The organism is Bartonella sp. A05 (assembly GCF_026930145.1).
Classification (GTDB): domain Bacteria; phylum Pseudomonadota; class Alphaproteobacteria; order Rhizobiales; family Rhizobiaceae; genus Bartonella.
In genome coordinates, this window is record NZ_JANHOJ010000007.1 from 19,108 (window position 1) to 38,322 (window position 19,215).

The following is a 19,215-nucleotide window of genomic DNA, read 5'->3' on the forward strand; positions in this document are numbered from 1 at the left end:
TATAGTTTATGCTATAATTTATATTGCCATATTTTTTATGGAACCAATAGCAATCTCAAGACTTCTTTAAGTAATAAATCGGTTGAGAGAATAATCGCTTAGACACTGTTCTTGAAACAGTGCGCTATGAAGTGAAAGCCACCATTAATGCAATCATCTATGTATATATAGGGTGAGGGAAATAAAGAGCCATTCTCGCAACGGGATTTTTGTGCCGACGAAGATTTACCACCATTGATTGAAACGCGGTAACTCTTTGCAAAGACAAATATTGTGTCCCTAATATTATGGATAGGAAAAAAAGAGAATGTTTAAAAAGAATTTATTATCAACCACCATGATTGTGATATCTATAGTAGGAATAGGGTTGGGAATGACTGCTTCTATTGCTGCGGCTGGAACAATTGCCAATGCAGTACAGGGTAATTTGGTTTTACGCACAGGTCCAGCTATCATTTATAAATCTATAGCGATAGTTCCCGCTGGAGAAAAAGTACATATTAATATCTGCTTATCCGATAAAACTTGGTGTTTAGTTAACTATAATGGAATGACTGGTTGGGCATTTGCCCATTATTCAAATGTTAAAAATGTTCCCATAATGGTAAATTTACAAAAAGGGCAAATGAATCAGATGATTCCTTTAAAAACTGCTCTTGTACTTTCCGGCGTAAATAATAGGGATGAACGGACGATTTTGAATCCATCACCAGAGGCGCGTGAGATATCTGTACAGCGAGTGACAGCTTATAATCCTCTGTTTCCAGATAATGTCAATTATAGAAATGTTGAACGCAATGAAACGCGTTATCGTGTTGTGACATATCCTGTTTATCAAGATAAACAAAATTCACCATTATTTCCAGGATAAGTAAAAAATACGGCAGCATGAAGCATCTTTTTCTTCATATTTAGGCGGCTGATTTAGGTTTAATCCAATCATTAGAAATGAGTTGTTCGGCAATTTGAATTGCATTTAATGCGGCTCCTTTTCTTAAGTTATCGGCCACAATCCAGAAAGTTAAGCCATTTTCAACTGTGATATCTTCGCGAACGCGGCTAATAAATGTATCATCTTCTCCTGTGCATTCGTAAGGGGTTATATAGCCACCATCTTCGCGTTTATCAATGAGTTGGCATCCAGGCGTATTGCGTAAGAGAGTTTGCGCTTCCTCGACACTTAGTGGTTTTTCAAATTCAACATTAACAGCTTCAGCATGACCGATAAAAACAGGGACCCGAACAGCAGTTGCCGTTAACTTGATTTTTGGATCAAGAATTTTTTTTGTTTCAGCCATCATTTTCCATTCTTCTTTTGTATAGCCATCTTCCATGAAAACGTCGATATGGGGAATGACATTAAAGGCAATACGCTTGGTAAATTTTTTTAACGAGATTGGATCTGCAACAAAAACTGCTCGTGATTGTTCAAATAATTCATCCATTCCTTCTTTTCCAGTTCCAGAAACAGATTGATAAGTGGAAACCACAACGCGCTTAATGATTGCAGCGTCATGGAGAGGCTTTAAAGCCATAACAAGTTGAATCGTTGAACAATTAGGGTTGGCAATAATATTGCGTTTGGTAAAGCCTTTTATAGCTTCAGAATTAACTTCAGGAACAACCAAAGGAACATCGGTATTATAACGCCAAGTGGATGAGTTATCGATCACCACGCAGCCAGAAGCACCAATTTTAGGGGCATATTCTTTGGAAATACTTCCTCCAGCCGACATGAGACATAGATCTGTATCAGAAAAGTCATATGTATCAAGTGCTTTTACTTTTAGGGTTTTATCTCCGTAAGAAACATCTTGTCCTAATGAACGTCTTGAGGCTAGGGGAACGACTTCACGAGCTGGAAAACCACGCTCTTCCAGAATTGTCAGCATTTCACGACCAACATTTCCGGTTGCACCAACAACTGCAACTTTAAAATTCATTTTTTGCACTCCTATCCCCCTCCACTTTATAAAATCCAATATATTGCCAGCTTTTTCCCTGATCTAGATCCAGGAGAGGATGAGTTAGCCAAGGAACATAGTAATACTGTCTTTTCTTGAGTTCAATTTTATGCACATGTTGGTTATTATGTGTAGCACCACAGATTGGTTCATTTTGCAATGCACCGCTCTTCTTGAATCGTTGAAAGATGAGAAAAACTTGAATATTTATGCCAAGCCGTATAAACACATCCTTGACAAAATTAAGTGTAGTGAATTCCCTGTCTTCTGTCAATTATTATGCCTTTGAATCTTTTGTATTTTGCGATGATTGCATCATTGAGCATACTGATGCAATTTTTATTTTATCGTTAGGAAAGTTAGTCACTTAGGGGTATAATAAAAATTACAGAAACCACTTTTCCAGTTTTTTGCTTTGTTAGTAAAAAAGGAAGAATGTAAATACATAGCCAAGATATATGATTCAAGAAAAGATGTGTTTGCATATTTTTCAATTACGATTTCAATTCTAATTCTATAATTAAGTCTGCATTGAATAAAAGCTTATCTAGAAAGGATCATCGTTGATGAGGAGATTTTTATAAGAGGAAAACCTACTAGGATTTTTTATACTCGTTGTTTTGCAAAGGACGAGCTTCTGAAGGAAGCATAATAGGAACGCCATCGCGAATAGGATAGGCTAATTTAGCTTTGAGTGAAATTAACTCTTGATTTTTTCGATTAAAAGAGAGCGTTCCTTTGGTCATTGGACAGATAAGTAATTCAAGTATTTTAGGATCGGTAATTGTTTTTTTCATGTCGGAAATCCATTAGTTTAAGCGTAGGTGCTCTCCTGTTTGTTTCATGAGGGAACGTTCGGTTAAAGCAAGAAGAGTTTGGGCACGACTTGCAATATCTGGTGCTTCAAGAAGAGCTTGTTTTTCTGCTGGTGTAAAAGGAATAAGAGCTGAGAGAGTATTAACTAATATAGGCGTAGGTGTTTGTATTATACTGTCCCAATTATATTCTATTTCGTGTATAGTGAGGTAATTCTCAATAATGTTTAATAAATTTTCTCGATTAATGTTTTCTGAAATGCAAGGTTCTTCAAGATCTTTTGTATTTGATTGGATGGTGGCTACTCGATAAGATTTTTGACTCACTAATTCCTGTTCTAAGGTAAAACGGCAAATCCCCTGTAAGACGATGAGGAGACGTCCATTACCAGTTTCGTTGTAATTTGTAATGCGGCCTATGCAGCCCGTTTTATAGAGTTGCGTAGATAGGCAGTCTGTATCTGATGAAAGTGGCTGGATAATACCTAAGAGACGATTGGACATCATAATGTCTTCAACCATTTCAAGAGCAGTTGGTTCAAAAATGTTGAGTGATAAAAAGCCACCAGGTAGTAATAATGCACCTTCTAAAGGGAAAAGAGCAATCTGCTTTGGTAGATCATTTTCACAATTATAGTGGATATTACCGGCTTTCATGAGTGTTTTGTAACCTTTATTCGATGAGGTTTGGTATGCACAATGGCCATAGTTTATGATATCATTTGGTTCGAAGAAAGACTATATCGTGATAGGCTAAATCACATTTATAGGATTATATTTTCTTAATAATGGGCAAAGTAGCAACAATATATCACGTTTAATTATAGAGAAAGGCAAAGCTTCCTGCAACAGTATGGGTTGCATCAGGAAGGATTTAAGAAATATGAGGTGCATGTAAAGATAGCTTAGAATGATGTTTTTGAGAGAAAATGGTTATGAGAAGTTATTGCAGAATATAGCATTGATTCTTTTCTGATGGTTTTTGGAGGTGTTTATACTGATTAGTCAGAATATTTTATTGTCAGAACATAATGTCAGGCTCTGTGATTTCGGTTGGATAGTGCATAGCAAGATAAGGCATTTTGAATTGTGTTCAAAGAAAGTTTTTTATTTGCGATATTTTATAATAATCAAAAATGTCAACATCAAGCATATCAAATTAAAATTAGGGTATAACAATTAATTTGCTAATGACAGTGTAAGGCATATAGGTTATAGATTCCGATATGTCGGAAAGAGCGCTTTTGTTTCTTTCATTCTTTTGCGGGAGAGTGCAGATTGCAAACTTTCGCATTTGCCGCCGAAGGGGAAAACAGCCCATAATCTCTCAGGCTTTCAGGACCGTAAAAGAAGAAAGGCAGATCTGGAAAGTCGGGGGGATCCCCGCACCGAAGGTGTAAGCGAAAATGTTTTTCGTGAGTCTCTCAGGTTTTTTGACAGAGGGGTGTAGAAACTGCTACATCGTGTAGTGGTTAGCATGACTTTGGAGAAATTATGGGCACACACGCACAGGACTTTGAAACACCTTCCTTAAAAACACTTCCATTGCATGAATTCCATGAAAAAGCAGGAGCAAAATTTGGTTCTTTTGCGGGTTGGATGATGCCTTTAACTTATCCTCTTGGAGTTTTGAAAGAGCATCTTCATACGCGTGCTCATGTTGGTCTTTTTGATATTTCTCATATGAAATTGATAGCTGTTGAAGGGCCACAAGCAGCTGAATTTTTATCCTATGCTCTTCCTATAGATGCAGCACTTTTGAAAGAAGGTCAATCACGATATAATTATTTGCTTAATGAGCAGGCAGGCATTCTTGATGACCTTATTGTTACCCGTTTGGGAGAGTGTCGTTTTATGGTGGTTGCTAATGCAGGTAATGCACAAGCTGATCTTGCTGAGCTTGAAAAACGTGCCACTCGCTTTCGTTGTCAAATTACTGCACTTGATAGAGTATTGCTTGCTCTCCAAGGACCGCAAGCTGCTGCTGTTGTGGTTGATGCAGGTTTGCCTGGAAATGAATTATTTTTTATGCAGGGATTTGAACCGCAACAAGATTGGTTTGTGACACGTTCTGGTTATACAGGGGAAGACGGTTTTGAAATTGCTCTTCCTGCAAATCAGGCTGGCTTATTGGTTGAAAAATTGCTCAGTGATTCTCGTGTTGAATGGGTTGGTCTTGCTGCAAGAGATAGTCTTCGTTTAGAAGCAGGATTGTGTCTACATGGCAACGATATCACACCTGATATTACACCTATTGAAGCTGCCTTAACATGGGCTGTTTCTAAAAATGTTCGAGAAAAAGCTCAGTTTTATGGGGCAGAAGCTTTTCTTGCGGCATTTCAGCAAGGGCCATCTCGTTGTCGCGTTGGTTTAAAGCCGCAAACCCGCCAACCGATACGCGCAGGTGCAGTGCTTTTAGACGATCAAGATAATCCGATTGGAGTGGTAACATCGGGTAGCTTTGGTCCTTCTTTTAATGGTCCTGTAGCAATGGGTTATGTTCCTGTTGATTATACAGCTATAGGAACAGAAATTTTTACGGAATTACGTGGTAAAAAGATTACGCTGTCCGTTCATCCACTCCCTTTTGTTGAACAACGTTATTTTAAAGGATAATTTTCTATGTCTAAAATTTATTTTACGCAAGATCATGAATGGCTCAGCATTGAAGGACAGGTGGTCACAGTTGGTATTACGCATTATGCTCAGGAGCAATTAGGGGATTTGGTTTTTGTTGATTTGCCACAGACAGGAACGTTCCTTTCTAAAGGAGATTCTGCTGCTGTTGTGGAATCTGTTAAAGCCGCTTCGGATGTTTATGCACCTATTGATGGCGAAGTTATTGCAGTCAATGAGGCATTGGCAGATGATCCCGCATTGGTGAACCAGAAAGCCGAAAATGAAGGCTGGTTATGGAAAATGAAACTACAAGATGAAACGCAACTCGATGGGTTGCTCGATGAGTCTGCTTATAAGGCGCTGATTGGATAAGTGTCATGCAAGAACGTCGTTTTTTTTCTCGGCATATTGGGCTTCGGCCTGATGAAATGCAAAAAATGTTAGGTGCTTTAGCACTTGATTCAATAGAAACATTAATCTCTCAGGCTGTTCCCCAGTCTATTCATTTGAAGCGCCAACTTAACTTACCAAAGGCAGCAAGTGAAGGGCAAGCCTTGGAAGAATTATCTGAAATGATGGGACGCAATCATTTGCATAAAAGTTTTATTGGGCAAGGCTATCATGGAACATGTGTACCACCCGTTATCTTACGTAATCTTTTTGAAAATCCGGCATGGTATACTGCTTACACACCTTATCAGGCAGAGATTAGCCAAGGCCGTTTGGAGCTTTTGTTTTATTTTCAGACATTGGTTAGTGAACTGACTGGTTTGCCTGTTGCCGCTGCATCACTTCTTGATGAAGCTACAGCTTTGGCCGAAGCTAATGCGGTGGCTGTACGTTTTGCACGTGAGAAAAAAACAAAAATTTTGATTCAGAGCCTTTTACATCCTCAAATTTTGAGTGTTGCGCAAACGCGTGCTGAAACACAAGGCTTTCAAATCAGAGAGAATGATAAAATTTGTTCTGATACAGCTGCTGTTATTTTATCTTGGCCAGATACAAAAGGATGCTTTAATGATTACAGTGAAGTGATTAAAGAGGCAAAGGCAAAGGGAGCGCTGGTGATTGTTGTTGCAGATCCTTTGGCACTCACTCTTATGGAGCCACCTGCAAAATGGGGTGCTGATATCGTTGTCGGTTCTATGCAGCGTTATGGTGTTCCGATGGGGTTTGGTGGCCCTCACGCGGGTTATCTTGCAGTAAGTTCTGCTTTAACGCGCTTGATTCCGGGGCGGATTGTTGGCCAATCAATCGATACAAAAGGACGTGTGGGCTTTCGTTTGGCATTGCAAACGCGTGAGCAACATATTCGGCGAGATAAGGCAACATCGAATATTTGCACGGCGCAGGCTTTGTTAGCAAATATGGCTACAGCCTATGCTATTTGGCATGGACCGCAAGGTTTACAAGCTATAGCAAGGCGGATTCACCATTTAGCGTGCCGCTTCACTGATGGTTTAGAAGCAGCAGGTGTCTGCCTTGAAGGTAAACATTTTTTTGATTGTGTCAGCATATTTGTTGAAGGGAAAGCACAAGAGATTGCAACTCAAGCGAAAATGGGGGGGCGTCTTGTTCGTGTTCTTGATGATGATAGGGTTGCAATCAATTTTGATGAGTTATCAACAGAAGAAGATGCTTATGCTTTGGCGCAGCTTTTTGGTGCACAATTGGCTGATCAGGCGATACCACGGCTTTTGGGTGGAGAGCGTGATGCTGCTTTTCTTTCGCAGCCATTTTTTCATGCAGTTCATTCAGAAACAGATATGATGCGCTTTTTACGCCGCTTGTCGGATAAAGATTTAGCACTAGATCGGGCTATGATCCCGCTAGGATCTTGTACAATGAAGCTCAATGCTGCTGCTGAATTGATGCCTGTGAGTTGGCCTATGGTGGCCAATATACATCCTTTTGCTCCTAAAGGGGATACGGTAGGCTATCAAGAAATGATCGACCAGTTGAATGTGTGGTTGTGTGAAATTACAGGATTTGCTCAAGTTTCTTTCCAGCCGAATTCTGGTGCTCAAGGTGAATATGCTGGGCTTTTGGCTATTCGTCGATATCACCAATCGCGTGGGGAGCATCAGCGTAATATTTGTCTTATTCCTGCATCAGCGCATGGTACCAATCCCGCTTCAGCGCATATGGCTGGGATGGAAGTTGTTGTTGTTAAATGTTTAAGCGATGGCGATGTCGATATTGATGACCTTAAAGCAAAAGCACAATTGCATAAGGATCATTTAGCGGCTTTAATGATTACCTATCCTTCAACACATGGCGTTTATGAAGAAAGCATTAAAGATATTTGTGCTATTATCCATGAAAATGGTGGGCAGGTCTATTTTGATGGAGCTAATTTAAATGCGCTTGTAGGGCTTGCACGTCCGGCGGATATTGGAGCAGATGTTTGTCATATGAACTTGCACAAAACATTTGCAATTCCCCATGGGGGGGGTGGTCCTGGTGTCGGTCCGATTGGTGTGGGAGTGCATTTAAAGTCATTTTTACCGGGGCATGAACAAGATAATACAACACATGCAGTTTCGGCTGCTCCCTATGGAAGTGCTTCTATTCTTGTCATTACGTGGATGTATATTCGGATGATGGGAGCTGATGGCTTGAAATGCGCAACGCAGACGGCAATATTAAATGCTAATTATATTGCTGCGCGTCTTTCGCAGGCTTATTCTATTTTGTATCGAGGTAAGCATGGACGTGTTGCTCATGAATGTATTGTGGATACACGTTTGCTGAAGGAGCAATATGGGGTCAGTGTTGATGATATTGCCAAGCGTTTAATTGACTATGGTTTTCATGCGCCGACAATGTCATTTCCTGTTCCAGGAACTTTGATGATTGAGCCAACGGAATCAGAGCCAAAATCAGAGATTGATCGTTTTTGCGATGCTTTACTGTCTATAGCTGAAGAAGCGAAAAAAATTGATGCGGGTGTTTGGCCAAAAGATGATAATCCTTTAGTGAATGCGCCGCATACATTGGCAGATACTTTGGATGATGATTGGAATCGAGCTTATTCGCGACAAGAGGCTGCTTTCCCCAGTCGCTATCTTGATCCAGCGAGTAAATATTGGCCACCTGTTTCGCGTATTGATAATGTTTCTGGTGACAGATTGTTGATTTGTTCTTGTCCACCATTGGTTGATTCATATTGAGATTTATTCATGGAAAAAAGCCTGCACATTTTGTGTGGGCTTTTGAAATCATTTGTTTATAAAGTAATATCAAGCTTGGTTAAGTTTACGTCTGGTTTTGTTCCTACGATATTGTTAGTGGAAGGATTATTTCTCATCGTTTTTATAGCTTAAAGTATTTTTTAGGTAGCTTGAAGTATTTTTTAGAGAGAACATGGATGAGTAGTTGGCTATGTGTTGGGCTGATTATGAAACAAACAATAAGAGCAGATGGGTATTGCTCTTTTTGTTTAGAGAAATATTTGTATCGCAAAACTCAAAAATATGGCTCTAAGATATATTATAGACTTATTTTTTAGTATTCCTGTGGTTATTCAGACATATAGACAGCAATAATGAAACCATTATTCAATATGGAATAAAGAGTTTTTGTGGCAGTTTAACGGTATCGCACGAATATACATAGTCAGACAAAAGTGCTTTTATGTGCAAAATTGATAATTCGTTTTTGGTAGAGATAGGCGATGAGAAATGGTATCGTTATGATTATCTCTGATATATTATATGAATGTTATGCCAATCATATGTTTTTCTAACGTGATGATTGTCATAATTTCAGTATTATGACGTTTTTGAACGCTTTAACTATAATGGTTTATATACTTTAAATGTAAATGCGTTTATAGCGAGAGCCAAGAGAAGTAAGAATTTCATAAGGGATAGTGTTTGCATCTTTGGCAACTTTTTCAAGAGTTTGATGTCTTCCAATAAGCTCTATCCAGTCGCCTCTTTGAGGTTTTTGGTGTTTAAGATCGGTTGCGTCAACGATGATGGAATCCATAGAAATTTGTCCAACGATGGGTAGTTTGTGTCCATTGAAATAAACAGAACCTTTGTTAGAAAGAGTTCGTAGCCAGCCATCCGCATAGCCGGTGTCAATAGTCGTGAGAACGCTTGGTCGTTGAGTAATAAAGCTGCCTCCATAGCCGATTGGTACTCCCGCATCGACATGGCGGCTTTGAATGACTTGTGCTTCAAGTTTTAAGATCGGTTTAAGAGGTGTTGGATGTTTGCCGTGGGGATCAACTCCATAAAGTGCAATTCCTGGGCGAACGAGATCAAAATAAAAATCTGCACCAAGGAAAATTCCTCCAGAGTTGGCAAGCGATGCTTTGCAAGCAGGCAGTTGTGCAAGCGCTGTTTTCATAGCAGCTAATTGAGTGCCATTAGATGGATGTGTTACATCGTCTCCATTGGCAAGATGGCTTATAATATATTTGATATCGGCTTTTTCAAAAAGAGTAGGGTGTTTAATAAGCTGTTGCAATTCTTCTGAATCAAGCCCTAATCGATTCATATTGGTATCAATTTGAACAATAGCTGGAAATTTTTTCCCCTTTTTTTGACAAAGTGTTTGCCAGCTTTCAATGGCATGCCAAGAATTAAGAACAGGAACAATACCAGCTTGAGCTACAAATTCTTCCGCAGCGAGTGGAAAACCATTAAGAAGCGCAAGAATTGCATTGGGTGGTAAAATAGCTTTTAATTGGAGCGCTTCCTTAATCTGGGCGACAAAAAAAGTGCGACAGCCTGCACGATATAGTGCAGGAGCAACTGTATCGGCACCCATTCCGTAGGCATTGGCTTTCACAACAGCTGAACATTCTATTGGGGCAATACGTTGAGCTAAAGTCATATAATTGTCCACGATAGCTCCAATGTCAATGGTTGCAACAGCTGTATAGGGGATCAATGTATTTGTTTCATAATCAATAGATTTATTCATTTTTACATCCTATTTATGTCGCTAAGCCACGTGATTAGCTTTGTGGTTTGATTGTTATAACTTTTTATAATTTGCAAAGAGGATTTGCATATTCTTTCAATATCTTACAGTTTATACTGAATTATGTATTGTAAAAGAAATCTTTGAAAATAAAGTAATCTAGTTTACAGAAATATTATTTTTTATTCGGATTATAAGAGATAGACGAATAATTCAAAGCTGACAGCAGCGGGTTTTTTTGCGTTTGTTTGTGGCGGAGTCGTATTTTATGAAACAAAAGATATTGTTTATGGCTTATGTGGCAGCTCTAGAACTTGTAATGTGCAGGGAGTACTGCTGAGGGACAAATATTCAAGCGCTCTTTAAGGCAAGAATGGAGGAATATCCCCATCATTTTAAGGATGTCATTGTGTACCTAAAGAATGACAGGTAGTGCGCATTCTTGATATTGTGTTGAAGTGAAAGAGGCAGTCGAGTTTATTGACTATGAAATGCTTTTGTGCTGATTTGGTATGAGACACATCTATTTTTGTTTTTCTATGCAGTCTATTTTCATACGAAAAGTGTTAATTGAAAGCTGTGTATTTAAGAGATATATTGGCAGACGATTGTACAAGCATTATATTTCTTGCAAAGCTTAGTAGAATTAAATGTTCATTATAATTAGAGGAAGAGTCTTATGAGTGCATCTGCTACCAATGTGAATTCGAGCATCAGTGGCATTGCATCAAATTTTCCAATTCCTGAAAATGTATTTGCACTCATTGTTCAGGAAGTACACCATTATACAGAGCATTTGTTCAAATTTCGTCTTAGCCGTCCAGAAAGTTTTCGGTTTCGTTCGGGTGAATTTGTTATGATTGGTTTACCAAACGCAGAAAAGCCGATTTATCGCGCTTATTCGATTGCCAGCCCATTTTGGGATGAACAGCTAGAGTTTTTTTCAATCAAAGTCCCTGGGGGACCTTTAACTGAACATCTTCAAAAAATAAAAATTGGTGATACGGTTTTAATGCGCAAAAAATCGACCGGAACGTTAGTCCTCGATGCTCTTATTCCAGGAAAGCGTCTTTATCTTCTTTCGACGGGTACGGGTGTAGCTCCTTTTGCGAGCTTGATTCGTGATCCTGAAACATATGAAAAATTTTCTCAAGTCGTTCTCATTCAAACAACGCGTGCATGTGCTGAACTTGCGTATGCAAAGGATCTTGTGGCTTCTTTACAACAAGATCCACTGATTGGTAAATATGCAAAGAAGCTGAAATTTTATCCCATGACGACCCGCGAGCCTTCAGAACATATGGGACGCATTACGACTGCTATGGAGAGTGGTGTTTTTTTTGAAACGACTGGCCTACCAAAAATCAATCCGAATGAAGATCGGGTGATGATTTGTGGTTCAATGGCTATGCTGAAGGATTGTGCGAGAATGTGTGAGGCTTTTGGGCTTATTGAGGGGGCAAATAATGCTCCGTCCACTTATGTTGTAGAACGTGCCTTTGTCGGTTAAGGGTTACTTATGTTGCGATGTGTGTTTATGTGCTTATCATGTTATAATTTTAGGCTGCTCATAAGTGTTGGAAGCTTATTTAAAAATGCTAATACCAGTATATAATGGTGGATAAGAGGCCATTGAACAGTATTGTTTGGTATGGTAGTGTTTTTTGTCAAAGCTAGATTTCAGCTTGTGCACAGTGCATTCGATTGAAAGTTTTGCCTGTCCTAGAAATTAATTTAGGCACCTTTTGTGTAATTGTTTTAAGAGAATCGCGTGCGTTTTATGTTTACTAAATCTTTTAATGTTTCTGTAACAAGGATATCTGCTAAAGTTACAATGCTTTGTTGATCGTCAATAATAGAACCGCATAATAATTTGTTCTGGAAAAAGTGATAAAAAGCGCTCTATTTTTAGTGTGTGGTTCTCTTTATTATGGGGTGGTGTGATAAATAAGTCTGATATTGTACGATATACAAAGAAATCATGAATAGTTCTTGAAATTGTATGAAACGCGCGTTATGGCAGGGTTATGGAAAAGAATTTTAAAGTTGCAGCTCTTTATTGTTTCACAGATTTGAAACATTATCATCAATTACAGAAACCTTTGCAGGATTTATGTCAAGCAAATGGTATTAAAGGCACTTTGCTTTTAGCAGAAGAGGGAATTAATGGCACTGTTGCCGGTTCTTGTGCTGCGATTGAGACATTGGTGCATTTTATTACTGCAGAGCCTGCGTTTCAAACGCCAGAGATTAAATATTCATGGGCATCAAAAATGCCTTTTAGTCGTATGAAAGTGCGGTTGAAGAAAGAAATTGTGACAATGGGAGTTTCAGGTGTTGACCCATTGAAAGTGGTTGGCACTTATGTAACGCCTGAAGATTGGAATACTCTTATTCAAGATGAAGAGACACTTTTAATTGATACGCGTAATGATTATGAGTATGCACTTGGTAGCTTTCAAGGGGCGATAGATCCTTGTATTAAAACGTTTCGTGAGTTTCCTGAATGGGTGGCGAAGCATGCAGATGAGTTGAAAAAGAAAAAGAAAATCGCGATGTTTTGTACTGGTGGTATTCGATGTGAAAAATCGACAGCTTATGTGCGAGGACTTGGTTATGATCAGGTTTACCATCTCAAAGGCGGTATTCTCCGATATTTAGAAACAGTTCCAAAAGAAGAAAGCTTGTGGCAAGGTGAGTGCTTTGTTTTTGATGAACGTGTTTCTGTGGGACACGGTCTTGAAGAATGTGGGCGTGAATTATGTCGTGCATGTCGTCATCCCCTTAATGCTGAAAGCAAATTGTCACCTCATTATGAGGAAGGTGTTTCTTGTGATGCTTGTTATAATACGCGTAGTGAAGCTGATAGGGGGCGTTTTCGGGAGCGTCATAGACAATTTCAATTATCAAAGTTGCGCGCTCTTGATCCCCATCAAGAGCAATAAGTTCATTGTTTTGGGTGCCTAAAGTTTGTTTTTTCTTTTTTCATAGAGAGAACTTTGGGGTTGTGCAGTGTTCAGCCTATTGTTCGGGCGTATAAAATGGCTAAATAATTAAGAAGCCTATGCGTTTGGCTGCAACGTTTTTATGTGCATTGTTTTATGCCAAAATTTAAAAAATGATTGAAATTAGGAAGAATTAGTTTTATATGCAATGTTGCCCAAAGTCGCACGTGCCTGTGGGTGTCCGCCGGTTCTCAAAGGGTGAGATTAATCGGTACGGTACCTGGAACTAACCGCTCCAGTCATTCTTACGGCCAACCGAAAGAGTGAGGACATCTTGAAGCAACGACGGTGCGGGCCTTTCTGGTGTCTTCCAGCTATCTAAATGCTGGGATAACTATAGAGGCACACCTCATTGCCTTCAGTGCGGAAGTGGTTTTTCAACTCCAATCAAAAAGGCAGACAAAATATAGAGCAATGCGGTTTTCGCGCTGTTCTTTCGCTGTGTGCAATGCTGATTTCTTCCTGGTTGTTTTTATAATCAGGTTGGAGGAGTGGTTGCATGTATTTGTCCCTTGGCTATGGGCAGTTTTATCTGCCTAGTGGCATAGAGTGGGGAACTTTTTGTCCCCCTGAGGAGAATTGCAAATGGTAACGCAACGTATTCGCGATTTCCTTGCTGCACATCGTTCTGAAGGTCCGTGTTTGATTGTAGATCTTGATGTTGTACGTGACAATTATTTAAATTTTGAAAAATTTCTTCCACAGTCGCGTATTTTCTATGCGATTAAAGCGAATCCAGCACCTGAGATTTTGTGTTTGCTTGCTTCTTTAGGATCTTCTTTTGATGCGGCTTCTGTAGCAGAAATTGAAATGGCGTTAAAAGCAGGGGCAACAGTTGAGCGTATTTCTTTTGGTAACACTATTAAGAAAGAGCGTGATATTGCGCGTGCATATGCATTGGGCATTTCGCTTTATGCGGTTGATTGTGTTGAAGAAGTAGAAAAAGTTGCTCGTGCCGCACCAGGAAGCCGGGTTTTTTGTCGTGTTCTTACGGATGGAAAAGGGGCAGAGTGGCCATTATCACGCAAATTTGGTTGTGTTTCTGCTATGGCAGTTGATGTATTGCGTCGAGCACACCAATTAGGTTTACAAGCGCATGGTGTTTCGTTTCATGTAGGTTCTCAGCAGACAGATCTGAAAGCATGGGATCACGCTTTATCAGATGCTGCTATAGTTTTTGAGTGTTTGGAAAAAGAAGGTATTTCGTTAAAATTGGTTAATATGGGGGGAGGATTTCCAACGCGTTATTTGAAGGATATTCCTACGACACAGACTTATGGTACAGCCATTTTTGATTCATTAAAAAAATATTTCGGAAATCGTATTCCTGAAACGATTATTGAGCCAGGGCGCGCGATGGTTGGCAATGCCGGTGTTATTCGTACAGAAGTTGTTCTTATATCTAAAAAAGCAGATAATGATAATGTACGCTGGGTTTATCTTGATGTAGGGAAATTTAATGGTCTTGCTGAAACTATGGATGAGGCCATTCGCTATCCTATTGAAACAGCACGTGATGACAAGGTTATGGAGCCTTGTATTATAGCGGGCCCTACATGTGATTCTGTGGATGTTATGTATGAAAAAACACCTTATCTGTTGCCTTTATCTTTAACGGTGGGAGATGAGTTGTTGATACATGGGACTGGTGCTTACACAACAACTTATGCGTCTGTTGCATTTAATGGCTTTGAGCCTTTACGATCTTATGTGATTTGAGTTTGCTTTTTGAGCTGATGAGTGAAGTTTGATCTTTTTCTTTGCGATAGAAAAGATGTGTTGAGGCATGGGTTAGAGATGAACATGATGAATTTTCAGGCAAAAGATGGCACATTTTTTACACTCACATCTGAGCAAGAATCTGATAAGCTTCCTCGGGAGCGTTTGCTTGACTTGGTTATGGGAAAGGGGCGTAAGCGTAAGTCATCAGAGACTTTACGTTGCGGTCGAGTAGCGGCGGGTGGACTTTCTTTTGTTGTCAAAAATGAACTTGGAGAGCTTGTGGGTAGTGTGCGTCTTTGGCATGTTATGTGTCATAAAGGACAAGATAGAATACAACATGCTTTGTTTTTAGGGCCATTGGCTGTTTCAGTAGAATGTTCTGGTATAGGAATAGGATCGTTTTTAATACGGCATGCAATTGATTCAGCCAAAAAATTAGGCCACGGTGCTATTTTTCTTGTGGGTGATTCTGAATTTTATCAACGTTTTGGATTTGACAGTAGTTTAACAAAGAACTTGGCAATGCCTGGTCCCTATGAAAAGCATCGTTTTCAAGCATTAGAATTGATTCCTCAATATCTTTCTTCATGTCATGGTATTTTAAAAGCGAGTGGAGATTGGGAAGGTTTGAGTCGGTTTCAGCGCCATAAAGTGGCTTGAGATCTTGAATCCCTCTTCTTTTTTCATCATGTACATTATTTTCATTTAATGAAAGCTCCCTGCATGGCTAAGTATGATCGTAAAGTGATCTATAAAAGCATCTATCGTCGCTTATAGGTTAAACTTAGTGACCGGGAGAGATATTTATGGATGGTGGTGTTTTTTTGAGAAAAATGACTAAAAAGGTTAAGATGATAAAAAGGATGGTCATAATAAAGAAGATATCACTAATAGTCATGACCATTGCTTGCATGCGAGCTAGGTTAAAAAGTTGTAATAACGAAAAAGCTTGCGGATCAGAAGAAGATAAGCTGAAATATGCGGTGAGTTTTGATAGCATTTCGGTTGCTTGATGATTTCCTTGTTGGACGGTTTCAGCTATTTGTACGTAATGAAGGTCTGTACGTTGTGTTATAAGGGTACTGATAATAGCTAGACCTACTGCACCACCAAGATTTCGTGTTAGGTTAAAAAGACCGGAAGCGTTTTGCATCCGTTCTGGTGGTATTGATCCCAAAGCGATGTTATTAATAGGAACCATGCACAACATAGTAGATGCGCCACGAAAAATTTGTGCCCAAAAGAGTTCCCAGAAATCCCAGTTGTCGGTGAGGGGAGTCATTAGCCAAGTTCCCCAAGCAAAGCTGGCAAGACCTATAGCGAGCATAAGGCGTTCTTCAATTATAGTCGAAAGAAATCCAGCTAAAGGAGCTGATAGAAACATCGCTATCCCTGAAATAAAAACTGTTTCTCCAATCATAAGTGCATCATAATGACGGATGTGACCTAAATAGACAGGGTAAAGATAGGTAAGGCCATATAGACCTATTCCAAGCATAAAGGAAAAGAGTGATGCGATTGAAAAATTGCGATCAGAAAAAGCCGTGAGATCAACAATTGGTTCTTTAGCAGTAAATGCGCGCCAGAAGAATAAGCTAGCAGATAAGATCATGATAATGAAAAAGCTAAGAATCAGATTATCATTGAGCCAGTCATGACGAGCTCCTTCCTCTAGAATATATTCTAAAGATCCTAAGAAGATTGCCATGGAGATAAGACCCCACCAGTCAAATTTATTCAGCAGAGATAGATCTGCTGTATCAAAATCGATCCATTTCCAAGTTATAATGGAGATAATGATTCCAAAAGGTACGTTGATGAGAAAGAGCCAATGCCAAGATAAAGCGTAGCTAATATAGCCTCCTATTGTTGGACCAATGGTGGGTGCTAACGTTGCTACCAGTCCTACTATAGGCGAAATAATTGGGCGTTTGGAAGGAGGGAAAATTGTATAGGAGGCAACAAATACACTAGGGATAATACCTCCGCCGATAAAACCCTGAACTGCTCGATAAAAGATCATTTGTTCAATAGAAGTTGCTGTTGCGCAGAGAATAGATGCAATAGTAAATCCAGCAGCAGATAGGCTGAATAAAATCCGTGTCGAAAGCAAACGTCCCAAAAAGCCTGAAAAAGGCAACATGATGACTTCGGCAATAAGATAAGAAGTTTGAACCCATGAAATTTCGTCAGAACTAGCTGATATACCGGCTTGAATTTCAGCTAAAGATGAGGAAACGATTTGGATGTCTAAAATAGCCATAAACATACCAAAGGTCATAGCAATAAAGGCTATGATTCTGCGTATTCCTATACGCTCTTGAGAAGGTGTAGATGTAGGCACAGGTTTTTTCATAGCAGAATCATTAGTTATTTATTGGATTTAAGTTATTAAGAATTTTTGTTATGTGTTTTTTTTCGCGTATCAATTTCTACTGAAACGCTCATCCCTGCTTTGATACGTCCGCTTTTTAATGCATCTTCGGGGATAGAAATTCGTACCGGAATACGTTGGGTAATTTTAGTGAAATTACCAGTAGCATTTTGGGGTGGTAAGAAAGAAAAAACCGCTCCGGTTGCAGGCGCAACAGAAAGAACAGTGCCTTCAAAAGTATCATTTTTGAAAGCATCAATAGAAATATAAACTGTTTGTCCACTATAGATGTTTTGTACATATGTTTCTTTGTAGTTTGCTTCAATATAGAGCGCATGAGTAGGTACGAGTGCTGCAAGACGTTGGCCATTAACAACAAAATCGCCAGTTTTTGCTGTTAAATTCCCAATAACACCATCAAATGGAGCATATAATACAGTAGAATCAAAATTACGTTGTGCTTGGTCACGCGTAAGCTCAAGGCTTTTAGTATGACTTTTTATTTCATCCCGCTGTGCTTCTAGCACTTGAATATTGGCGCGTGCTGCAGCTATTTGCGCATCTGTACGCGTGACATTGGCTATAGCTTGTTCATAGGCTGATTTGGCATTATCAACATTGGATTGAGAAACATAACGATCAGCTTTAAGTTCTGTGGCGCGTTTTAAAGTTAGTTGTGCATTGGTTGCTATGGCTGAGGCTGCAACTTTTTGTGCTTGAGCTTCATCTAAAGCGCTATGTGCAGCTACAATTTGCGCATCAATGCGCATGAGGGTTTTTTGTTGTGTATTAAGACTAGCTTTTGTTTGATCCAAGGCGATTTTATAATCACCACTTTCTAAGCGAAGTAAGATATCGCCCTTTTTAACAGCTTGGTTAGCTTTAACACAAATTTCTTCAATATATCCATTTAACTTGGGAGCAATTGCGGTTATGTCTCCTTGCACATATGCATCATCTGTTGAAAGTATATAACGCCAATATGTTAGCCACTTATAACTAAACCAAAGCATCAAAATTGCAAAAAATATTAGAAGAACACTAATTATTTTTTTTTGTTTTGCTTTTTTAAGATATGTGTTTGTGGAAACGGTTGTTTCAGATACGGACATAGATTGTATACCTTCAATTTAATGTATAATTTGCAAAATAAACTCATCGCTAATGAGGAAACAATAAGTTTTTTCAAACACTGAATTAAAGTAGCTTTAATTAAGAATCTGCCTTATTAAATATAAATGTATTATTTTTAAGTATAAATATATTACTTTATTATGCATTTTTTACATATACCTCGTACTTCTACTGTAATTCTGTGTGCTTGAAAGCCAAATTCTTGTGTTATTTGTTTGACGCTGTGCACAATTTTTTGTCCTTGTATCTCATTTACTTTTCCGCAGCTATCACAAATTATAAAAGTTGTTAATTCATGTTGACAATTTTGAGGGTATGAACACGCCATGAAAGCATTTACACTTTCAAGGCGATGAACGCATTTTAATTGAATGAGCCTTTCTAATGCACGATAAACCTGTAAAGGAGCGCGAAATCCTTCTTCACGTAAGCGATCAAGAATTGCGTAGGCGCTTAAAGGTCCTTGTTCATTTTTTAAAATATTTAGAACTAGGATTTGATTACGCGTAAGTTTAGATGGCATTGATACCTTCCTTTTCAACACGTGATAGGACATAGAGCGTACACGGTATTTGTGCAATGCTGATTATAATACACACAATGCCTATGTAAGAAGTCTCTTTGTATTTTTAAATTAATATTCC

The 19,215-nt window shown here is 39.0% G+C and carries 16 protein-coding genes and 1 riboswitch; of the genes, 8 read left to right on the forward strand and 8 right to left on the reverse strand.

The features are described 5' to 3' along the window. The first annotated feature begins 307 nt into the window (after positions 1 to 307). Positions 308 to 871 carry an SH3 domain-containing protein gene (locus NPX98_RS06330; protein ID WP_269023301.1) on the forward strand — a complete coding sequence of 188 codons (564 nt, stop codon included), beginning with the start codon at positions 308 to 310 and terminating at the stop codon, positions 869 to 871. Between the two features lie 40 nt (positions 872 to 911). On the opposite strand, the gene NPX98_RS06335 is transcribed toward NPX98_RS06330, so the two are convergent. The 4 genes from NPX98_RS06335 to NPX98_RS06350 all read right to left on the reverse strand — a co-directional run bounded on the left by NPX98_RS06335 (position 912) and on the right by NPX98_RS06350 (position 3,436). Then, the gene (locus NPX98_RS06335; protein WP_269023302.1) at positions 912 to 1,943 is read right to left on the reverse strand and encodes an aspartate-semialdehyde dehydrogenase; all 1,032 of its coding nucleotides are present in this window, start codon (positions 1,941 to 1,943) and stop codon (positions 912 to 914) included. Further along, positions 1,933 to 2,238, reverse strand: coding sequence for a hypothetical protein (locus tag NPX98_RS06340; RefSeq protein ID WP_269023303.1), 306 nt, complete (start codon positions 2,236 to 2,238; stop codon positions 1,933 to 1,935). The genes NPX98_RS06335 and NPX98_RS06340 overlap by 11 nt, the downstream gene beginning before the upstream one ends. Positions 2,239 to 2,560: 322 nt before the next feature. Continuing rightward, positions 2,561 to 2,761: a Trm112 family protein gene (locus NPX98_RS06345; RefSeq protein WP_269023304.1), complete on the reverse strand. Its 201-nt coding sequence runs from the start codon at positions 2,759 to 2,761 to the stop codon at positions 2,561 to 2,563. Between the two features lie 12 nt (positions 2,762 to 2,773). Beyond that, a complete protein-coding gene (locus NPX98_RS06350; protein WP_269023305.1) occupies positions 2,774 to 3,436 on the reverse strand; it encodes an LON peptidase substrate-binding domain-containing protein in 663 nt (220 codons plus the stop codon). 597 nt (positions 3,437 to 4,033) lie between these two features. After that, positions 4,034 to 4,133: riboswitch (glycine riboswitch) on the forward strand. A gap of 140 nt (positions 4,134 to 4,273) precedes the next feature. Between NPX98_RS06350 and gcvT the strand changes: the two genes are divergently transcribed. The 3 genes from gcvT to gcvP are packed head-to-tail and all read left to right on the forward strand — an operon-like array spanning position 4,274 to position 8,571. After that, entirely contained in the window at positions 4,274 to 5,395 is a 1,122-nt protein-coding gene (gene gcvT / locus NPX98_RS06355; RefSeq protein WP_269023307.1) for a glycine cleavage system aminomethyltransferase GcvT, read from the forward strand. A gap of 6 nt (positions 5,396 to 5,401) precedes the next feature. Next, the gene (gene gcvH, locus NPX98_RS06360; protein ID WP_269023308.1) at positions 5,402 to 5,770 is read left to right on the forward strand and encodes a glycine cleavage system protein GcvH; all 369 of its coding nucleotides are present in this window, start codon (positions 5,402 to 5,404) and stop codon (positions 5,768 to 5,770) included. A 5-nt stretch (positions 5,771 to 5,775) separates the two neighbouring features. Beyond that, a complete protein-coding gene (gene gcvP, locus NPX98_RS06365; RefSeq protein WP_269023309.1) occupies positions 5,776 to 8,571 on the forward strand; it encodes an aminomethyl-transferring glycine dehydrogenase in 2,796 nt (931 codons plus the stop codon). 643 nt (positions 8,572 to 9,214) lie between these two features. On the opposite strand, the gene alr is transcribed toward gcvP, so the two are convergent. After that, positions 9,215 to 10,336 carry an alanine racemase gene (gene alr, locus NPX98_RS06370; RefSeq protein WP_269023310.1) on the reverse strand — a complete coding sequence of 374 codons (1,122 nt, stop codon included), beginning with the start codon at positions 10,334 to 10,336 and terminating at the stop codon, positions 9,215 to 9,217. A 679-nt stretch (positions 10,337 to 11,015) separates the two neighbouring features. On the opposite strand from alr, the gene NPX98_RS06375 reads away from it, so the two are divergent. The 4 genes from NPX98_RS06375 to NPX98_RS06390 all read left to right on the forward strand — a co-directional run bounded on the left by NPX98_RS06375 (position 11,016) and on the right by NPX98_RS06390 (position 15,723). Next, on the forward strand, positions 11,016 to 11,846 hold the full coding sequence (locus NPX98_RS06375) for a ferredoxin--NADP reductase (RefSeq protein WP_269023311.1): 831 nt from the start codon (positions 11,016 to 11,018) through the stop codon (positions 11,844 to 11,846). Between the two features lie 517 nt (positions 11,847 to 12,363). Further along, complete coding sequence (gene trhO / locus NPX98_RS06380; RefSeq protein WP_269023312.1) at positions 12,364 to 13,281, forward strand: oxygen-dependent tRNA uridine(34) hydroxylase TrhO; 918 nt, start codon at positions 12,364 to 12,366, stop codon at positions 13,279 to 13,281. A gap of 645 nt (positions 13,282 to 13,926) precedes the next feature. Continuing rightward, positions 13,927 to 15,060 carry a type III PLP-dependent enzyme gene (locus tag NPX98_RS06385; protein ID WP_269023314.1) on the forward strand — a complete coding sequence of 378 codons (1,134 nt, stop codon included), beginning with the start codon at positions 13,927 to 13,929 and terminating at the stop codon, positions 15,058 to 15,060. Between the two features lie 78 nt (positions 15,061 to 15,138). Further along, positions 15,139 to 15,723 carry a GNAT family N-acetyltransferase gene (locus NPX98_RS06390; RefSeq protein ID WP_269023315.1) on the forward strand — a complete coding sequence of 195 codons (585 nt, stop codon included), beginning with the start codon at positions 15,139 to 15,141 and terminating at the stop codon, positions 15,721 to 15,723. A 124-nt stretch (positions 15,724 to 15,847) separates the two neighbouring features. Here the strand turns inward: NPX98_RS06390 and NPX98_RS06395 are convergent, their stop codons facing one another. From NPX98_RS06395 to NPX98_RS06405, 3 genes are all read right to left on the reverse strand, one after another. Beyond that, positions 15,848 to 17,419, reverse strand: coding sequence for a DHA2 family efflux MFS transporter permease subunit (locus NPX98_RS06395; protein WP_269023316.1), 1,572 nt, complete (start codon positions 17,417 to 17,419; stop codon positions 15,848 to 15,850). A gap of 35 nt (positions 17,420 to 17,454) precedes the next feature. Further along, positions 17,455 to 18,549: an HlyD family secretion protein gene (locus tag NPX98_RS06400; RefSeq protein ID WP_269023317.1), complete on the reverse strand. Its 1,095-nt coding sequence runs from the start codon at positions 18,547 to 18,549 to the stop codon at positions 17,455 to 17,457. Positions 18,550 to 18,701: 152 nt separating this feature from the next. Then, complete coding sequence (locus tag NPX98_RS06405; protein ID WP_269023319.1) at positions 18,702 to 19,094, reverse strand: Fur family transcriptional regulator; 393 nt, start codon at positions 19,092 to 19,094, stop codon at positions 18,702 to 18,704. Positions 19,095 to 19,215 lie beyond the last annotated feature (121 nt).